The organism is Mesorhizobium sp. U510, assembly GCF_059180695.1.
The window spans coordinates 3,914,546-3,931,875 of the sequence record NZ_CP180532.1 but is presented as its reverse complement, the minus strand read 5'-3'; the positions used below and the strand labels follow the sequence as shown (position 1 = coordinate 3,931,875).

General features: G+C 63.0%; 19 protein-coding genes. 9 read left to right on the top strand and 10 right to left on the bottom strand.

The window, feature by feature from the left end; all coding sequences use genetic code 11:
- Positions 1 to 1,353 carry a formimidoylglutamate deiminase gene (locus tag ACLGL5_RS20550; protein ID WP_069093384.1) on the top strand — a complete coding sequence of 451 codons (1,353 nt, stop codon included), beginning with the start codon at positions 1 to 3 and terminating at the stop codon, positions 1,351 to 1,353.
- Positions 1,350 to 2,090 carry a histidine utilization transcriptional repressor HutC gene (gene hutC / locus ACLGL5_RS20545; protein WP_069091915.1) on the top strand — a complete coding sequence of 247 codons (741 nt, stop codon included), beginning with the start codon at positions 1,350 to 1,352 and terminating at the stop codon, positions 2,088 to 2,090. The genes ACLGL5_RS20550 and hutC overlap by 4 nt, the downstream gene beginning before the upstream one ends.
- 150 nt (positions 2,091 to 2,240) lie before the next feature.
- Here hutC and ACLGL5_RS20540 read toward each other — a convergent pair whose 3' ends face one another.
- Positions 2,241 to 2,585 (bottom strand): RidA family protein, encoded by a 345-nt coding sequence (locus ACLGL5_RS20540; protein WP_019857529.1) that lies wholly within the window; start codon positions 2,583 to 2,585, stop codon positions 2,241 to 2,243.
- A 220-nt stretch (positions 2,586 to 2,805) separates the two neighbouring features.
- On the opposite strand from ACLGL5_RS20540, the gene aztA reads away from it, so the two are divergent.
- The 4 genes from aztA to ACLGL5_RS20520 all read left to right on the top strand — a co-directional run bounded on the left by aztA (position 2,806) and on the right by ACLGL5_RS20520 (position 5,978).
- Entirely contained in the window at positions 2,806 to 3,618 is an 813-nt protein-coding gene (gene aztA / locus ACLGL5_RS20535; RefSeq protein WP_069091914.1) for a zinc ABC transporter ATP-binding protein AztA, read from the top strand.
- Complete coding sequence (gene aztB / locus ACLGL5_RS20530; protein ID WP_019857527.1) at positions 3,618 to 4,493, top strand: zinc ABC transporter permease AztB; 876 nt, start codon at positions 3,618 to 3,620, stop codon at positions 4,491 to 4,493. Before aztA ends, aztB begins: the two co-directional genes overlap by 1 nt.
- Before the next feature lie 30 nt (positions 4,494 to 4,523).
- Complete coding sequence (gene aztC / locus ACLGL5_RS20525; protein ID WP_064984786.1) at positions 4,524 to 5,465, top strand: zinc ABC transporter substrate-binding protein AztC; 942 nt, start codon at positions 4,524 to 4,526, stop codon at positions 5,463 to 5,465.
- A 174-nt stretch (positions 5,466 to 5,639) separates the two neighbouring features.
- On the top strand, positions 5,640 to 5,978 hold the full coding sequence (locus ACLGL5_RS20520; protein ID WP_019857525.1) for a protein tyrosine phosphatase family protein: 339 nt from the start codon (positions 5,640 to 5,642) through the stop codon (positions 5,976 to 5,978).
- Here the strand turns inward: ACLGL5_RS20520 and ACLGL5_RS20515 are convergent.
- Positions 5,975 to 6,442 (bottom strand): Lrp/AsnC family transcriptional regulator, encoded by a 468-nt coding sequence (locus tag ACLGL5_RS20515; RefSeq protein WP_027046722.1) that lies wholly within the window; start codon positions 6,440 to 6,442, stop codon positions 5,975 to 5,977. The two genes, ACLGL5_RS20520 and ACLGL5_RS20515, sit on opposite strands and share 4 nt — an antisense overlap.
- Positions 6,443 to 6,579: 137 nt before the next feature.
- On the opposite strand from ACLGL5_RS20515, the gene hppD reads away from it, so the two are divergent.
- Positions 6,580 to 7,695 (top strand): 4-hydroxyphenylpyruvate dioxygenase, encoded by a 1,116-nt coding sequence (gene hppD / locus ACLGL5_RS20510; RefSeq protein WP_069091913.1) that lies wholly within the window; start codon positions 6,580 to 6,582, stop codon positions 7,693 to 7,695.
- 292 nt (positions 7,696 to 7,987) lie between these two features.
- Here the strand turns inward: hppD and ACLGL5_RS20505 are convergent, their stop codons facing one another.
- Genes ACLGL5_RS20505 through hmgA form a run of 5 tightly spaced genes read right to left on the bottom strand, consistent with a single transcriptional unit; the run spans position 7,988 to position 12,056 of the window.
- Positions 7,988 to 8,524: a DinB family protein gene (locus tag ACLGL5_RS20505; protein WP_069091912.1), complete on the bottom strand. Its 537-nt coding sequence runs from the start codon at positions 8,522 to 8,524 to the stop codon at positions 7,988 to 7,990.
- A 4-nt stretch (positions 8,525 to 8,528) separates the two neighbouring features.
- On the bottom strand, positions 8,529 to 8,822 hold the full coding sequence (locus tag ACLGL5_RS20500) for a hypothetical protein (protein WP_064984788.1): 294 nt from the start codon (positions 8,820 to 8,822) through the stop codon (positions 8,529 to 8,531).
- A gap of 11 nt (positions 8,823 to 8,833) precedes the next feature.
- On the bottom strand, positions 8,834 to 9,847 hold the full coding sequence (locus tag ACLGL5_RS20495; RefSeq protein ID WP_038646158.1) for a fumarylacetoacetate hydrolase family protein: 1,014 nt from the start codon (positions 9,845 to 9,847) through the stop codon (positions 8,834 to 8,836).
- Positions 9,844 to 10,731, bottom strand: coding sequence for an MBL fold metallo-hydrolase (locus tag ACLGL5_RS20490; protein ID WP_069091911.1), 888 nt, complete (start codon positions 10,729 to 10,731; stop codon positions 9,844 to 9,846). Before ACLGL5_RS20490 ends, ACLGL5_RS20495 begins: the two co-directional genes overlap by 4 nt.
- A gap of 11 nt (positions 10,732 to 10,742) precedes the next feature.
- Positions 10,743 to 12,056 (bottom strand): homogentisate 1,2-dioxygenase, encoded by a 1,314-nt coding sequence (gene hmgA, locus ACLGL5_RS20485; RefSeq protein ID WP_069091910.1) that lies wholly within the window; start codon positions 12,054 to 12,056, stop codon positions 10,743 to 10,745.
- A gap of 119 nt (positions 12,057 to 12,175) precedes the next feature.
- On the opposite strand from hmgA, the gene ACLGL5_RS20480 reads away from it, so the two are divergent.
- A complete protein-coding gene (locus tag ACLGL5_RS20480; RefSeq protein ID WP_019857516.1) occupies positions 12,176 to 12,619 on the top strand; it encodes a MarR family winged helix-turn-helix transcriptional regulator in 444 nt (147 codons plus the stop codon).
- A 42-nt stretch (positions 12,620 to 12,661) separates the two neighbouring features.
- Here ACLGL5_RS20480 and tdh read toward each other — a convergent pair whose 3' ends face one another.
- The 3 genes from tdh to ACLGL5_RS20465 all read right to left on the bottom strand — a co-directional run bounded on the left by tdh (position 12,662) and on the right by ACLGL5_RS20465 (position 15,209).
- Positions 12,662 to 13,696: an L-threonine 3-dehydrogenase gene (tdh, locus tag ACLGL5_RS20475; protein ID WP_019857515.1), complete on the bottom strand. Its 1,035-nt coding sequence runs from the start codon at positions 13,694 to 13,696 to the stop codon at positions 12,662 to 12,664.
- Between the two features lie 52 nt (positions 13,697 to 13,748).
- Positions 13,749 to 14,936 carry a glycine C-acetyltransferase gene (locus ACLGL5_RS20470; RefSeq protein WP_069091909.1) on the bottom strand — a complete coding sequence of 396 codons (1,188 nt, stop codon included), beginning with the start codon at positions 14,934 to 14,936 and terminating at the stop codon, positions 13,749 to 13,751.
- 90 nt (positions 14,937 to 15,026) lie between these two features.
- Entirely contained in the window at positions 15,027 to 15,209 is a 183-nt protein-coding gene (locus tag ACLGL5_RS20465; RefSeq protein ID WP_141700922.1) for a hypothetical protein, read from the bottom strand.
- A 35-nt stretch (positions 15,210 to 15,244) separates the two neighbouring features.
- Here ACLGL5_RS20465 and ACLGL5_RS20460 point away from each other — a divergent pair, with 35 nt between their 5' ends.
- Positions 15,245 to 17,314, top strand: a complete 2,070-nt coding sequence (locus tag ACLGL5_RS20460; protein WP_064984797.1) for a putative bifunctional diguanylate cyclase/phosphodiesterase — start codon at positions 15,245 to 15,247, stop codon at positions 17,312 to 17,314.
- Positions 17,315 to 17,330 lie beyond the last annotated feature (16 nt).

Sequence of the window (17,330 nt, the reverse complement as noted above, 5' to 3'; positions counted from 1 at the left end):
GTGACGGCGATCTTTGCGGAACAGGCGCTGCTGCCCGAGGGCTGGCAAGGCAATGTCAGGATCGCGCTCGATGATGGCCGCATCGCCTCAGTCGAGGCCGGCGCCACCCCGCAGGCCGGTGATGAGCGCCACGCCATTCTCGTGCCCGGCATGCCGAACCTGCACAGCCATGCCTTCCAGCGCGGCATGGCCGGCCTTGCCGAGCTTCGCGGCCCGTCGGCCGACAGTTTCTGGAGCTGGCGCGAGGTGATGTACCGCTTTGCGCTATCGATGACACCAGACCAGGTCGAAGCGGTCGCCGCGCAGCTCTATGTCGAGATGCTGGAGGCCGGTTTTTCCCGCGTCGGCGAATTTCACTATCTGCACCACGACCGCGACGGAAACCCCTACGCCAATCTTGCCGAGATGGCCGAGCGCATCGCCGCCGCCGCCGGCGAAACCGGTATCGGCCTGACGCTGCTGCCGGTGTTTTACGCGCACTCCTCCTTCGGCGGAGCGGCTCCGAACGAAGGTCAAAGGCGATTCATCAACGATGTGAATCGGTTCTCCCGGCTTGTTGAGAAGTCCAGCGAATCGGTTCGCGCGTTGAATCAAGCTGTCGTCGGCGTCGCCCCGCACAGTCTGCGCGCCGCGACGCCGGAGGAATTGACCCAAATTGCTGCTTTGGCGCCGAATGGGCCGGTCCACATCCACGTCGCCGAACAGGTGAAGGAGGTCGAGGACTGCCTCGCCTGGTCCGGCGCGCGTCCGGTCGAGTTCCTGCTGGCCAACACCAAAATCGACCGGCGCTGGTGCCTGATCCACGCCACCCATATGACCGACGCCGAAACCATCGGCATGGCCAAAAGCGGCGCCATCGCCGGTCTTTGCCCGATCACCGAGGCCAATCTCGGCGACGGGACGTTTGCCGCGCCGTTATTCACCGAGCATGGCGGCCGCTTCGGTATCGGCTCCGATTCCAACGTGCTGATCGGCCTGCCCGACGAATTGCGCCAACTCGAATATTCGCAGCGCCTCGCCCACCGCGCCCGCAATGTGCTGGCGGTGGCCGGCGGCTCGACCGGGCGGGCACTGTTCGACGCAGCACTCGACGGCGGCAGCCAGGCGCTCGGCGCCGGTGCCTCGCAGATCGCCGCCGGCGCCGCCGCAGATCTCGTCTCGCTCGACGCCGGCCATCCTTCTCTGGCCGGCAAGGCAGGCGACGCCATCCTCGACGCCTGGATCTTCGCCAATGGCAGCACGATCGATTGCGTCTGGGTGCACGGCAAGAAGCAGGTCAGCGGCGGCAGGCATGCCAGGCGCGAAGCTATCGCCGAGCGTTTTCGCGCCGTGATGAGGGCGCTTTCGGCATGAGCACGGTCGAGACGGCGGATGCGGACAGCGGCGGTTCCCTGCACCAACGCATCCTGTCCGACATCAGCGAAAAGATCCTGTCGGGCGCCTGGGCGCCCGGACATCGCATTCCGTTCGAGCACGAACTGACGACCGAGTACAATTGCTCGCGCATGACGGTGAACAAGGCGCTGTCGCAGTTGGCCAAGGCCGGGCTGATCGAACGCCGCCGCCGCTCGGGCAGCTTCGTCCGCCGGCCGCAGTCGCAGGCAGCAGTGCTGGAACTTCACGACATCAGGATCGAAGTCGAAGCGCTTGGCCTCCTCTATCGCTACGAGCGGCTGGAACAGCTCAAGCGCCGCAGCAATGCGGACGACAGAGCGCTGCTCGGCCTGTCCGCCGCAGGCTCGGTGCTCTGGATCGAAGGCCTGCATTTTGCCGGCGAACGGCCCTTCGCACTCGAGCAGCGCCTGATCAATCTTTCCGCGGTTCCGGAAGCCGGGAACGAAGAGTTTCTGGAGATCGCCGCCGGCCCCTGGCTGATCGGCCGCGTTCCATGGAGCGAGGCCGAGCATCGCATCCGCGCCATGGCCGCCGATGAGGCTATCGCCGACGCGCTCGACATCGATCCGGGCGCGCCATGCCTTGTGGTCGAGCGCCGCACCTGGAGCGCTGAACACCCGGTTACCCATGTGCGGTTTATCTATCCGGCGGAAAGCCATACGCTGGTGGCGAGATTCACGCCGTCGCAGGGGTGAGGCGTGTCCAGCCGACGGCTGGCGAAAAGCCAACGATTTGGCTTTTCGAACGCCGAACGCCCGGAGCCATAGCGAAGGGCAGTTGCGCAGTCCGGGACAAGACCCGATCTCCCCCCTTGTGGGGGAGATTGGCAGTTTCAGCGCCGTGCCTTAAATCGCCGCCGTAACGATAATCTCGACCAGATATTCCGGGCCAGCCAACTTGGCTTCGCCGGTGGCGCGGGCGGGGGTGTGGCCCTGCGGCACCCACTTGTCCCATTCCGAATTCATCTCGGCGAAGGTACCCATGTCCGCCAGCCAAATGATCGCCTGAACGATCTTGGTCTTGTCGGTGCCGGCCTTGGCCAGCAATTCGTCGATGGCCGCCAGAATGTCGCGGGTCTGCGAGGCGACGTTGCCGCCGGGCTCGCCGACCTGGCCGGCCAGATAGACGGTGTTGCCGTGGATGACGATCTGACTCATGCGCGGGCCAACATCGATGCGACGAATGCTCATGGGAGGTTCCTTCCTGTTATGGGTGGCGACTGTTTAGAGTTGCGGTTCGCTTCGGGCAAGGCCGCCGGGGCCAAATCCCCTTGGACCAGTGCGCAGAGGACTCACGGCAAGTTGAGCCGTCGGTCGCAATTCCGCCCGATTGGCTTGTTGACTAATGTAATAACATCACATATCCAATCGGCCCTGCCCGCGGCCGGGTTTCGCTGCTCCACGGACCGACATGACCCAGACCTGCCTGACATTTCGTGACCTGACGCTGGGCTATAACAGCCACCCGGCGATCCACCATCTCGACGGCACGATCCGCAAGGGCTCGCTGACCGCCGTTGTCGGCGCCAACGGCTCCGGCAAGTCGACGCTGATGAAGGGCATTGTCGGCGTGCTGAAGCCTATGGCCGGTGAGGTTGCTCGCGCACCCGGCGTGCGCGCCGCCTACCTGCCGCAGCAATCGGAGCTCGATCGCTCCTTTCCCGCCCGCGTCGTCGACCTGGTCTCGCTCGGTCTCTGGCCGAAGCGCGGCATGCTCGGCCGCTACACATCAGAGGATCGCGCGGCGGTCAGCCAGGCGCTGATGGCGGTCGGCCTCGGCGGCTTCGAGAAGCGGCCGATCGACACGCTGTCGGGTGGCCAGCTGCAGCGCACGCTGTTTGCCCGCGTGCTGCTGCAGGACGCCGACCTGATCCTGCTCGACGAGCCATTCAACGCCGTCGATGCCAAGACGGTCGGCGATCTGATCGCCCTGATCAAGCGTTGGCACGGCGAGGAACGGACCATCATGGTCGTCGTCCATGATCTCGATCTGGTGCGGCAGAATTTTCCGGAGACGCTGCTTTTGGCCCGCCAGCCGATCGCCTGGGGCGAAACGCGCGAGACGCTGAAGCCGGAAAACCTGCTGCGCGCCCGTCGCTTCCATGAAGCCTGGGAGGAGAACGCGCCCTGGTGCGAGCCGGACGGGCACGGTCATGATCATGCCCATGGCCACGATCATCATGGCCACGATCACGACCATGACGCCGGGCCGAGGGCTGTCTGATGGACGCGCTCTACGGTCTGTTCATCGCACCGTTCGCCGATTTCGGCTTCATGCAGCGGGCGCTGTTCGGCTCGCTGATGCTGTCGTTGGGCGCCTGCCCGATCGGCGTCTTCCTGATGCTGCGGCGCATGAGCCTGTCGGGCGACGCCATGGCGCATGCCATCCTGCCGGGCGCGGCCGCCGGCTTCCTGTTCTATGGGCTGGAAATCCTGCCGATGACCATTGGCGGGCTGATCGCCGGTATTATCGTCGCGCTCGGCGCCGGTGCTGTCTCGCGTTTCACCATCCAGCGCGAGGACGCCTCGATGGCGGCCTTCTATCTGATTTCGCTGGCCATCGGCGTGCTGATGGTGTCGATCCGCGGCTCAAGCGTCGATCTCATGCATGTGCTGTTCGGCACGGTGCTGGCGCTCAACAATGAGGCGCTGACGCTGATCGGCGGCATCGTCGCGGTGACGCTGGTCAGCCTCGCCATCTTCTGGCGGGCGCTGGTCGCCGAATGCCTCGATCCGCTGTTCCTGCGTTCGGTCAGCCGCATGGGCAGCCCGGTGCACTTCATCTTCCTTGGTCTCGTCGTGCTCAACCTCGTCGGCGGATTTCAGGCGCTCGGCACGCTTCTGTCGGTCGGACTGATGATGCTGCCGGCGGCAGCCGCCCGCTTCTGGACGGTGCGCGTCGAGCCAATGTGCGTGCTGGCCGTGCTGATCGGCTTTGCCTCCTGCATCGCCGGGCTGCTGTTGTCCTATCACGCCTCGCTGCCGTCCGGACCTGCCATCATCCTGTCGGCCGGTGTCGTCTACTTCGCCTCGATCCTGTTCGGCACGCGCGGCATTCTGCGCGCCCGCATCATCCATCACCGTCACAGAACGGCCTGATCCCTCGCCCCTCGAAAGGAGACCCCGCCTATGCTGAGATCCATCCGTGCCGCTCTGGCGATGAGCGTTATAACATTAACTGCCTTTGGCGCATCGTCGGCGTTCGCGGCGCCGCTGAAAGTCGTCGCCAGCTTCACCGTCATTGCCGATTTTGCCAAAAATGTCGGCGGCGATCGTGTCGACATCACCACCATCGTCGGCCCGGATGGCGATGCCCATGTCTATGAGCCGAGCCCGGCCGACGCGGTCGCCATGGCCAAGGCCGATATCGTGCTGGTCAATGGCCTGCATTTCGAAGGCTTTTTGCAGCGGCTGGTCGATGCCAGCGCCACCAAGGCCTCGATCGTCACCTTGACCAAAGGCGTGACGCCGATCGACTTCAAACCTGAATTCGCCGACGCCGACGCGGCCGAAGGTGCCGGCACCGGTGGCGGCAAGACCGTTACCGATCCGCACGCCTTCCAGTCGATCGCCAACGCCAAGATCTATGTGAAGAACATCGCCGAGGCTTTCTGCGCGGCCGACAGCGACGGCTGCGTCGGCTACCAGACCAATGCCGCCGCCTACACCAAGAAGCTCGATGCGCTGGAAGGCGAAGTGAAGGCCGCGATCCAGTCGATCCCCGAGGCCAAGCGCGTCGTCATCACCTCGCACGACGCCTTCGGCTATTTCGAACACGAATACGGCCTGACCTTCCTCGCCCCGCAAGGCATTTCTACCGATTCCGAACCGTCGGCCGCCGATGTCGCCAAGCTGGTCGAGCAGGTGAAGCAGGACAAGGCGGCGGCGATCTTCGTGGAAAACATCACCAACCCGCGCCTGATCGAACAGATCGCCAGCGAAACCGGCATCAAGGTGGGCGGCACGCTCTACTCGGATGCGCTGTCGCAGCCCGATGGCCCAGGATCGACCTATATCGACATGATGCACAACAACATCCGCCAGATCAAAGGCGCGATCCTCGGCAGCTGAGGAGCGCCGTTCCCGGAAAAGGCGGAGGCCTTCCAGCCCGAACTGTGGCGATGCCTGCCCGTTGGAATCCTCGCCGGAAACGTCTATCTCTGCAGAACGATTTCCGCTGGCGGATTGCCGGCCACGTCGGGGAGTGGCAAGACTCCCTGCAAATCAGATTGCGAGGATGCTGCGATGGAATACCGCGAAATCAGCGACGACTATTCGGTCTCTGGCCAGATCCAGCCCGAAGACGTCGCCGCCATCAAGGAAGCCGGTTTCAAGAGCGTCATCTGCAACCGGCCGGATGACGAGCAACCCGGCCAGCCTTCGGCCAAAAGCATCGGATCGGCGGTCGAAGCCGCCGGCCTCGCCTTCCGCTATATCCCCGTCATCAGCGGCCAGATCACCGCCGAGAATGTCGAGGACCAGGCCGAGGCGCTGGACGAAATGGAGGGCCCGGTGTTCGCCTATTGCCGCTCCGGCGCGCGCTGCACGAATCTGTACGGGCTGATCCAGCAGTCGAAGGGTTAGATCGGCAGCGCGCCGGTTTCCTTCAACGTTTCCAGCACGATCGCCGTCTTCACATGCTGCACGGATTCGTGCGGCAGGAGCACGCCGTTGACGAACTCCGACAGCGACTTCAAGTCGGGCGTCACCACCTTCAGGATATAGTCCATCTCGCCGGTCAGCGCGTGCGCCTCCTGCACCTCGGGCAGCCGCGCCACCAGTTCGCCGAAGCGCTGGGCGTTGTCGCGATTGTGGGTGGCCAGGGTCACCGAGATGACGTTGACCAGCGAGAAGCCGAGCTTGTCGCGGTCGAGCACCGCCCGATAACCCTTGATGTAGCCGTCCTCTTCGAGGCGCTGGCGGCGTCGCGAGCATTGCGACGCCGACAGGTTCACCCGCTCCGAGAGATCGTTGTTGGTCAGCCGCGCATCGCCTTGCAAGAGCGCCATTATCTTGCGGTCAAATTGGTCAACGCGCGTCTCATCCATGGTTTTATCTCTCAACATGCATGCTTCACGCATGACATCATCATTTCAAGCGTTTGAATGCAAGCACCATGCGCCTCCTCCGCGCTATGATGGCGTCAGATGGCCTTTTCGGGCCAAGCCAGCTTTGGAGGAACACCATGGGTCCCTTTCCACACGACGCCCCGCCCGCCAAAATCAGCAAGGACAACCCGGCCGGTACCGATGGTTTCGAGTTCGTCGAATTCGCGCATCCGGAGCCGCAGAAGCTGGCCGAACTGTTCACCCGCATGGGCTATGTGGCGGTCGCCAAGCATCGCAGCAAGGACATCACCGTCTGGCGCCAGGGCGACATCAACTATGTCGTCAATGCCGAGCCGGGCTCGCATGCCATGAAGTTCGCCGACAAGCACGGCCCGTGTGCCGCCTCGATGGCATGGCGCGTGGTCGATGCCAAGCACGCGTTCGACCATGCCGTCTCTAAGGGCGCCACGCCTTACGAAGGCGACGACAAGGCGCTCGACGTGCCGGCCATTGTCGGTATCGGCGGTTCGCTGCTCTATTTCATCGGTGCCTACGGCAAGAAGGGCTCGGCCTACGACGCCGAATTCGAATGGCTCGGCGCGCGCGATCCTCGGCCGCAAGGCGTCGGTTTCTATTATCTCGACCACCTCACCCACAATGTCTATCGCGGCCAGATGGACAAATGGTGGGATTTCTACCGCGAACTGTTCGGCTTCAAGCAGATCCATTTCTTCGACATCGACGGCAAGATCACCGGCCTGGTCAGCCGCGCCATCACCTCGCCCTGCGGCAAGATCCGCATTCCGCTCAACGAATCCAAGGACGAGACCAGCCAGATCGCCGAGTATCTGAAGAAGTACAATGGCGAGGGCATCCAGCACATCGCGGTCGGCACCGATGAGATCTATGCCGCCACCGACAAGCTCGCCGCCAACGGGCTGAAATTCATGCCCGGTCCGCCGGAAACCTATTACGACATGTCCTATGACCGCGTGAACGGCCATGACGAGCCGATTGAGCGGATGAAGAAGCACGGCATCCTGATCGACGGCGAAGGCGTAGTCGACGGCGGCATGACCAAGATCCTTTTGCAGATCTTCTCGAAAACCGTGATCGGGCCGATATTCTTCGAGTTCATCCAGCGCAAGGGAGACGAAGGCTTTGGCGAAGGCAATTTCCGCGCGCTGTTCGAATCGATCGAGCAGGACCAGATCAAGCGCGGCGTGATCAAGGTGGATGGCAAGGCGGCCTGAAGCCAAACTAGACGCTTACGGCTCCACCGGTTATGACGTTTTTTTAGGTAATAACCGGTCCTAGCCACGAACGTATGCATCTCGGAAGCGAAAGCCAAACTATCGGAGCTCGTTAGGCGCGCGGAGGCGGTGAGGATATTGCGCTCACGCGCCATGGGAAAATTGTTGCAAGGCTCGTGTCACCGGCCACGAATGGCGTTTTGCCCCGCATTGGCGCCTTCAAAGGCAGCGTCAGTATCGCGGAAGATTTTGACGAACTAGGCCCCAGGTGGGCTGAATATGAAATAATGGGTCACAATCCCAGCCACTCGACCTCCGCCTTCCTCAGCTTGATGTCGTAGTCGAGCAAAAACTCGTCCAGCTGCGGTGGCGCGACCGAAGTGCTGGAAAGCATGGCGTGCACCTGGCCGCGATGGTGGATGTCGTGCAGGAAGACATGGGCCAGGATGTCGCCGATGCGTTCGGGAATCATGCCGTCCTCGCGCCGGTCGGTGATGACGCGGCGGTCGAGATCGGCTTCCTTCAACCCATCGCAGAAGGCGATCAGCCGCCGGTCGGCCGCGGCTTGCGCGGCAAACAGCGCGTGGGGTTCGTCGAAGGGCACGAACTCATCATGGGCAGCGGCGCCGACGCCGCCCTCTTCGAGAAAATCGAGATAGAGATGATCGACCGCGAGAATGTGGTTGAGCGTCGCCTTGATCGACGGGAAGAAACTGGTGCGCTCGGCCTCGAACTCACCCGGCTTGAGCGCGAGCACGGCGCGATAGAGCCGGTCGTTCGACCAGAGATTGTTGCCGGCCATGCGGCGCAGATGGTCAAGCAGGGTCATGGTTTCATCCTGCGGAGCGGGTCAGATGCAAGCCTGCCGCCATAATCGCGAAGCCGGCAAGAACGATTAGCAGCAACCCGTTCATGCGCCGACGCATGGCTTGCGTTTCCGGATCCCGTGCGACCTTCATATTGGTGATGGTGTGAAGCATCATCGCTTTGCGCGAGTAGCCACTGCGGTTGATCAGGTTCGGCGAGCGCGCCTCGATGCGATAGCTCAACCGGATCGCCAGGATAAAGACGACCAGAATGGCGATCGCGCAGACACCGGCCAGCAGATAGAACGCCTCCCCCGCCATTCTACATTCCCCTATCCCTGGTATTTCTCGACCTTCTGCTCGATAGCGCCGAAGATCGAATGGCCCGTACTGTCCTTCATCTCGATGCGCACCGTGTCGCCAAAGCGCAGGAACGGCGTGCTCGGCTCGCCTGACACAATGGTCTCGATCATGCGCAGTTCGGCGATGCAGGAATAGCCGGCGCCGCCAGCCGAGACCGGCTTGCCCGGGCCGCCGTCGAGCTTGTTGGAGACCGTGCCCGAGCCGATGATGGTGCCTGCCACCAGCGGCCTTGTGCGGGCGGCATGGACGATCAGCGCCGGAAAATCGAAGGTCATGTCGACGCCGGCATTGGCGCGGCCGAACGGCTTGCCGTTGAGGTCGGCAAGCAGCGGCAGGCTGACCTTGCCACCATCCCAGGCATCGCCCAGTTCGTCCGGCGTCACCGCGACCGGCGAAAAGGCCGAGGACGGTTTAGACTGGAAGAAGCCAAACCCCTTGGCCAGTTCCGGCCCGGTGAGCGCGCGCAGCGTCACATCGTTGACCAACATGACCAGCCGGATCGCGGCGCGCGCCTCTTCGAGGCTAGCGCCCATCGGCACGTCGTCGACGATGACGGCGACTTCCGCCTCCATGTCGATGCCGAAAGCTTCGTCGGCTACGCGGATCGGATCGCGCGGTGGAATGAAGGAGTCCGAGCCACCCTGGTAGATCAGCGGATCGGTCCAGAAACTTGCCGGCATCTCGACGCCACGCGCTTTGCGCACCAGTTCAACATGGTTCACATAGGCGGACCCGTCAGCCCATTGATAGGCGCGCGGCAGCGGCGAATGCGCATCGTGCTCGTGAAAGCGGGCTGACGGCACCGCATTGTTCTCCAGCGATTCCGCTATTGTGCCGAGATGCGGCGAGACCCTGCGCCAGTCGTCGAGTGCCGCCTGCAGCGTGCGCGCCAGGAATGAGGCATCGGTGTACTGCGTCAGGTCGCGCGAGACGACGACGAGTTTCCCGTCGCGCGTCCCGTCCTTCAATGTGGCAAGCTTCATGCGGTTTCCTCTTCTTGCGCAGCTTTGGCGCCGCTTAATTCCACAACAAGGCCGTCGCGGGCGATCGTCAAGTCGCCGGCCCATGTTTTCCTGACAGCAGCAAGCCAGTCGACCTCGCCGATCTCCGCATCGTCAGCGGGAATGAGGTGGTTGAGCACCAGCCTCTTCACGCCGGCATCGCTGGCGATGCGTCCCGCGTCCTCGGCAAAGCTGTGGCTGGCGAGCAGATGTTCCCTGATCCGTGCGCCGTTGCCGGCTCTGGCAACCAGCCGCTCGATGCCCTCTTCCAACATGGCTTCATGGACGAGAATGTCGGCATCCTTGGCGAAATCGGCGAGCGGTGGAAAGAAAGCCGTATCGGCGGAGAACACCACGCTTTTGCCGCCCTGCTCGAAGCGCAGGGCAAAACAGTCGGTCACCGGCGGATGATCGACGCGCAACGCCGTCACCTTGAGGCCGTGTTGATCGAGCACATGGCCCTCAGCGAATTCGCTGATCGAAACCAGTTCGCGAATGTCAGGCCGGCCCTCATCAACGATGCGGATTTCGATGTCGAACTCCATCGCCTGGCAGAAGCGCCGCCAGTAATGGCCGGTGCCGGGCGGGCCGAACACATTGACCGGTGTCGCCAGCCCCGCCGTCCAGGCGGTGTGGACCAGCGGCCCGAGTTCCAGCAAATGGTCGGAATGCAGATGGGTGATGAAGATCAGGTCGAGCGCCTTCAGGCTGATCCCGGCATCGACCAGACCGCGCGTCACGCCGAGCCCGCAATCGACGACGATGGTTCGCCCTCCGATCTCAAGCAGTGAGGAGCTCGGCCACGGTCCGCCTGGCCGCAGCGCCGGGCCGCCCTTCGAGCCCAGCAGCACCAGCCGGTCCGGCATTGGCTTGCCGCTCAAGACCAGTCGCCCTCGGGCGTGCCATTGAAGCGCTTCTTTAGGTCGGCCCAGCAGTCGATGTAATTGTCCTGCCGGGTTTCCAGTTCGGCGCCGTAGCGGGTCAACATCTGCGGAAAGCGGGTTTCGAACATGAAGGCCATTGTGTTGTCGAGCTTGACCGGTTTCAGCTCCGCGCGCGAGGCCTTTTCGAAGCCAGGCGCATCCGGGCCATGGGCCAGCATCAGATTGTGCAGGCTGATGCCGCCGGGAACGAAGCCTTCCTCCTTGGCATCGTACTGGCCGTGGATCAGCCCCATGAACTCGCTCATGATGTTGCGGTGATACCAGGGCGGACGGAACGTATCTTCGGCCACCAGCCAGCGCGGCGGGAAGATGACGAAGTCGATGTTGGCTGTGCCTTCCTCGCCGCTTGGCGCCGTCAGCACGGTGAAGATCGATGGATCAGGGTGATCGAACAGGATGGCGCCGACCGGCGAAAAGGTCGCCAGATCATATTTGTAGGGCGCGTAGTTGCCATGCCAGGCGACGACGTCGAGCGGCGAATGGCCGATCTCGGTGACGTGGAAATTGCCGCACCATTTTACGATCAGCCGGCACGGCGTCTCCTTTTCCTCGAACCAGGCGCAGGGCGTCTTGAAGTCGCGCGGGTTGGCCAGGCAATTGGCGCCGATCGGGCCGCGGTCAGGTAAGGTCAGCTTGGCGCCGTAGTTTTCGCAGACATAGCCGCGCACTTCAGCGTCGACGAGCTCGACCTTGAAGACGAGGCCGCGCGGCAGCACGGCGATCTCGCCGGGCCGCAGTTCAATGACGCCCATCTCGGTGACGAAGCGCAAGGCGCCGACCTGCGGCACGACCAGCAACTCGCCGTCAGCGTTGAAGAAATGATCGTCGACCATCGATGTGTTTGCGACATAGACATGGGCTGCCATGCCGGTCTGCCCGAGCACGTCACCGGCCGTGGTGATGCTACGCATGCCCTGAATGAAATCGGTTGGCTCCTTCGGCATCGGCACCGGGTTCCAGCGATACTGGCCAAGCTCTAGTTCGTGATCGCCGACATTCGGCGCCGTCTTCCACAAGGGATAGCTCGCTGCCTTGAAACGGCCGGTGTGCTTGACGCTCGGCCGGATGCGATAGAGCCAGGAGCGCTCATTGGTGCCGCGCGGTGCGGTGAAGGGCGAGCCGGAAAGCTGCTCGGCATAGAGGCCGTAGGCCGGCCGCTGCGGCGAGTTCCGGCCTTGCGGCAGTGAGCCGGGGAGTGTCTCGGTCTCAAAATCGTTGCCGAAACCCGGCATGTAGGAAAAGGCCATCCGATCCTCCCTGATCCCGGCTCCAAGCTTCAAAATGCCAAGTCTGCCGGTGATATTGACCAAACTGGTTTCATCTGTAACCATCGAAAATGTAACTATCAACGGCCACGGCGCGCGTCATGGAACCCGACATTCTGGAGCTGGAAAGCTTCCTGCCCTACCGCCTCTACCGGCTTGCCGATGCCGTCAGCCGCGAATTCTCCAGGATCTACCGGGATCGCCACGGCCTGACGCGACCGGAATGGCGCACGCTTTCAGGCCTCGGCCAGCGCGGCACGATGACGGCGACCGAGCTCGGCGAGCAATCGGCCATGCACAAGACCAAGGTCTCGCGCGCGGTGGCCGAGCTGGAACGGCGGCGCTGGCTGACGCGCACGCCCGATGAAAGCGACCGGCGCGTCGAGCACCTGGCGCTGACCAAAGCGGGGCTTGCCGCCTATCGCGAGATGGTGCCGCTGGCGAAGGCGTTTGAAAGGCAGCTGCTGGAGAGGTTGAGCCACCAGGAGCGGGCTGCGATTGTCAGCGGAGTAGCCGCGCTGGAGGGCGCCTTGGAAGGAAAGTAGCTGATAGGCTGGCGCGAGGCGCCCCCCTCTCCTATCGGCAAACTACCAATCCATCACCACCTTGCCCGAGCTGCCGCTCCTCATCGCGTCAAACCCCTCCTGGAAATCGTCGATGCCAATCCGGTGCGTGATTAACCCGGTCACATCGAGCGGGCCCTGCACCAGCGCGATCATCTTGTACCAGGTCTCGAACATCTCGCGGCCATAGATGCCCTTGAGATGCAGCATCTTGAAGATGACCTTGTTCCAGTCGATCTCGAAGCCGGTGGGCGCGATGCCGAGGATGGCGATCTTGCCGCCATTGTTCATGGTGTCGATCATGTCGCGGAAGGCGGGTGCCGCGCCCGACATTTCGAGACCAACATCAAAACCCTCGGTCATGCCTAGCGCCGGCATGACGTCGCGCAGCTTTTCCTTGGAGGCGTCGACGACATGCTGGACGCCGAGCTTTTTCGCCAGCGCCAGCCGCACCGGGTTGATGTCGGTAATCACCACTTTGCGCGCACCGACGCATTGCGCCACCAGCGCACCCATGATGCCGATCGGCCCGGCGCCGGTGACCAGCACGTCCTCGCCGACAAGATCGAAGGACAGAGCGGTGTGGACCGCATTGCCGAGGGGATCGAAGATCGCGGCGATCTCGTCCGGCACGTCGTCCGGGATCGGCACGACATTGTGCTGCGGGATCGCCAGATATTCGCCGAAGGCGCCGGGCCGGTTGACGCCGACGCCGAGTGTGTTGCGGCACAGATGCCCTCGCCCCGCGCGGCAGTTGCGGCAGTGGCCGCAGACGATGTGGCCCTCGCCCGAGACACGCTGGCCGACCTTGTATTCGGTGACCGCGGCGCCGAAATCGGCCACCGTGCCGACAAACTCATGGCCGGTCACCATCGGCACCGGCACGGTCTTCTGCGCCCACTGGTCCCAATTGTAGATGTGCACGTCGGTGCCGCAGATCGCAGTCTTCCTGATCTTGATCAGCACGTCGTTGGGGCCGATCTCCGGCACCGGCACCTCTTCCATCCAGATGCCTGGCTCGGCCTTGGCCTTCACCAGCGCCTTCATCATGTTCGACATTCTTTTGTCCCTTGAATCTCTTGATCCGGAATCGCTTTTCGGCGCCAGCCGCTCAGGCAATCACGCCCAGCTCCCTGCCGACCGCGCCGAAGGCCTCGACCGCCCTGTCGATATCGGCGCTGGAATGCGCCGCCGACATCTGCGTGCGGATGCGCGCCTGGCCCTTCGGCACCACCGGGAAGGAAAAGCCGATGACATAGATGCCGCGCTTCAGCATGCGCGCCGCCATCTCCTGCGCCAGCGTCGCATCGCCCAGCATCACCGGAATGATCGGATGGTCGGCCCCGGCCAGCGTGAAGCCGAGTTTGCCCATCTGCGATCTGAATCGCGCCGCATTGGCATAGAGGCGTTCGCGCAAGGCGTCGCCATTGCGGATCAGTTCGAACACCTTGATCGAGGCGCCGGCGATCGCCGGCATCAGCGTGTTGGAGAACAGATAGGGCCGCGAGCGCTGGCGCAGCCAGTCGACCACTTGCCTCTTGCCCGATGTGTAGCCGCCCGAGGCGCCGCCGAGCGCCTTGCCGAGCGTGCCGGTGATGATGTCGACCCTGCCCTCGACGCCGCAATGCTCGGCCGAGCCACGGCCATGTCTGCCGACGAAGCCGACCGCATGGCTGTCGTCGACCATGACCATGGCATCGTATTTGTCGGCAAGGTCGCAGACGCCCTTCAGGTTGGCGATGATGCCGTCCATCGAAAACACGCCGTCGGTGGCGATCAGCCGGAAGCGGCAATCCCTGGCTTCCTTCAGCCGCGCCTCGAGATCGGCCATGTCGTTGTTGGCGTAGCGGAAGCGCTTGGCCTTCGACAGCCTGACGCCATCGATGATCGAGGCGTGGTTCAGCGCATCCGAGATGATCGCGTCTTCCTCGCCAAGCAGCGTCTCGAACAAGCCACCATTGGCGTCGAAGCAAGAGCCATAGAGGATGGTGTCTTCCAGGCCAAGGAAGGATGAGATCGTCGCTTCGAGCTCCTTGTGTTCCTCCTGCGTGCCGCAGATGAAGCGCACCGACGCCATGCCGTAGCCATAGCGGTCCAGAGCCTGCGTGGCCGCCTTTCGCAGGTCGATGCTGTCGGCGAGGCCGAGATAGTTGTTGGCGCAGAAGTTCAGCACCTTCTCACCGCCGACTTCGATCTGTGCCGACTGCATCGAGGAAATCACCCGCTCTGACTTGTAGAGGCCAGCTGATTTGAGCCCGGCAAGCTCGCTGTCGATATGGGAGAGAAATGCTGCGGTCATGATCGGGCCTCGTTTGACGTGGCCAGACTGTCGTCCCGCCTGCGCAAAAAATCCATCGCAAAAGCGACCGGATGGGGTGGCCGGGCAGCATCAGATGAAACGCACGGTCACAGCCGAGGCCACCAGTTGGGAACACTCGCGCCAACCAATGTTCAAATGCAGACCGGCGGCGAAAGGAGCCGATAACCATTTCGCGATCTTTCCGCGTCTTCTCCTTGCCGTCCGGCCGTCGGTTTCCGGTCCTGTTAACGTTTGCGGTTCAATGGTGCTCATACAGGAATCCGTTGGCGAGAGGGCCGCCCCCGAACATGTCGCAGCAGCCGGTGCAAACCGTTTCAGGCAAGCTCATATTGCTGATCAAGGCCGGCTATTGGCTGGCGCTGCTGATCATTGCCGCCATGGTGGCGGCCTCCTTCGTCCTGCTGCAGCAGACGATGGCCACGCAGCAGCACAACAACAACTTGCTCGACATTGTCGGCACGCAGAAGACCCTGTCGCAGCGTATCGTCTTCCTGGCCAGTGCAACGGGCGCCGCCTCGCGCGACAAGCGGCCGGCATTGGTCAGCGCGCTGAAGCAGGCCACCGCTGAATTCGAGACCAACTACGATCTGTTGCTCGAGCAGACCGGCGCGGATCCGCAATCGCCGGCCAAGCTCGATCCGAAGTCGATCGAGAGCGTGCTTTTCGCCAAACCCTTCCATCTCGATTATTTCTCGGTTGGGCTGATCGCCAATGGCGACCGTCTGATCTCAGCCCTTGAATCGCAACTCAATCTCGACAATGACGGCTACAAAGGCGGCGCCGAACGCGTCAACCTCGATGCCTCGGTCGCCAACGCCACCCTGTCGGGCTATGCCGCGCTTGGACAGCGCATCAGTGCCGATGCCGACGAGCGCTCCGAAAAGCTGCTCGCGCTTCACCGCACGCTGTTCTACGCCACCCTCGGCGTCATCCTGCTGGTGGCGCTGTTTATCTTCAGGCCGATGTCCAACGCGATCCTGCGCAAGACGCGTGAGCTGGTCGATGCGCGCAATTCGATGGCCTTCATCGCGGTTCATGACGGCCTGACCGGTCTGCACAACCGTACCTTCCTGACCGATCATTTCGACACGCTGATCAAGGGCGCACACCGCCGGCGCGAACGGCTGGCGGTGGTCCAGCTCGACCTCGACCGCTTCAAGCAGATCAACGATACGCTCGGCCACGCCGCCGGCGACTATGTCCTGGTCGTCACGGCCCAGCGCATGCGCGATTCCTGCCGGGCATCGGATCTGTGCGCGCGGCTCGGTGGCGACGAATTCGTGATGATCCTCAACGGAGCGGGCAGCACCGAGGACATCAACATGCTCGCGCGACGCATCCTGGCGCACATCAACGAGCCGATCGTCTTCCAGGGCACCACCATCCTTCCGGGCGCCAGCGGCGGCATCGCCGTCTATCCGATCGACGCCGACAACGCGCAGGACCTGCTCGTCCATGCCGATCTGGCGCTATACTCCGCCAAGAAAATGGGCGGCGGCAACTTCTCGTTCTTCTCGGAGGAGTTGCGCCGCGAGCTCGACTACCGCAAGCAGCTCGAACACGACATCAAGGTCGCCATCTCCGAGCGGGCATTCCAGGTCTATTTCCAGCCGCAGGTCTCCTTGACCGACGGCACGATCAGCGGCATCGAGGCCCTGGTGCGATGGAACCATCACGAGCGCGGCATGATCTCGCCGGGCGAGTTCATTCCGGTCGCCGAGAAATGCGGTTTCATGCCGGAGATCGGCCGCATCGTCATCAGCAAGGCGATCAACGAAGCCGCCGAATGGAACCGCGCCGGGATTGCCTTCGGACGGCTTGCCGTCAATGTCTCGGGCACCGAGTTGCGCGAGCACGATTTCGATGCGTTCCTGTTCGAGACGCTGGAAAAGGCCGGACTGCCGCCGCAGAAACTGTCGCTGGAAATCGTCGAATCCGTCATTCTCGACGATGAGAAGACAGGCATCGCGGCGAAGCTGCGTCACATCAGGGCCGCCGGCGTCCATCTGGAGCTCGATGATTTCGGCACCGGCTATGCGTCGCTCAGCCACGTCAATCCCAATGAGATCGATCGGCTCAAGATCGATCGCCGCTTCGTCCAGAACATCCATGAGAATGGCGACAACTCGAAGATCGTGCGCGCCATCACCGAGCTTGCCCGCGGCCTCGGCATATCCATCGTCGCCGAGGGTGCTGAAACCGAGGCCGAACTCGACTCGCTGATGGCGATCGGCTGCGACCAGGTACAGGGCTATTCCATCGCCTTCCCGATGCCGCAGGACAAGGCGCTGGAATGGCTGACCGCTCGCATGCCGAAGAAGGCCAAACTGCGGGTCTTGCAGGGCAGCCTGGCGTAACGGCCCGCCTTGACAA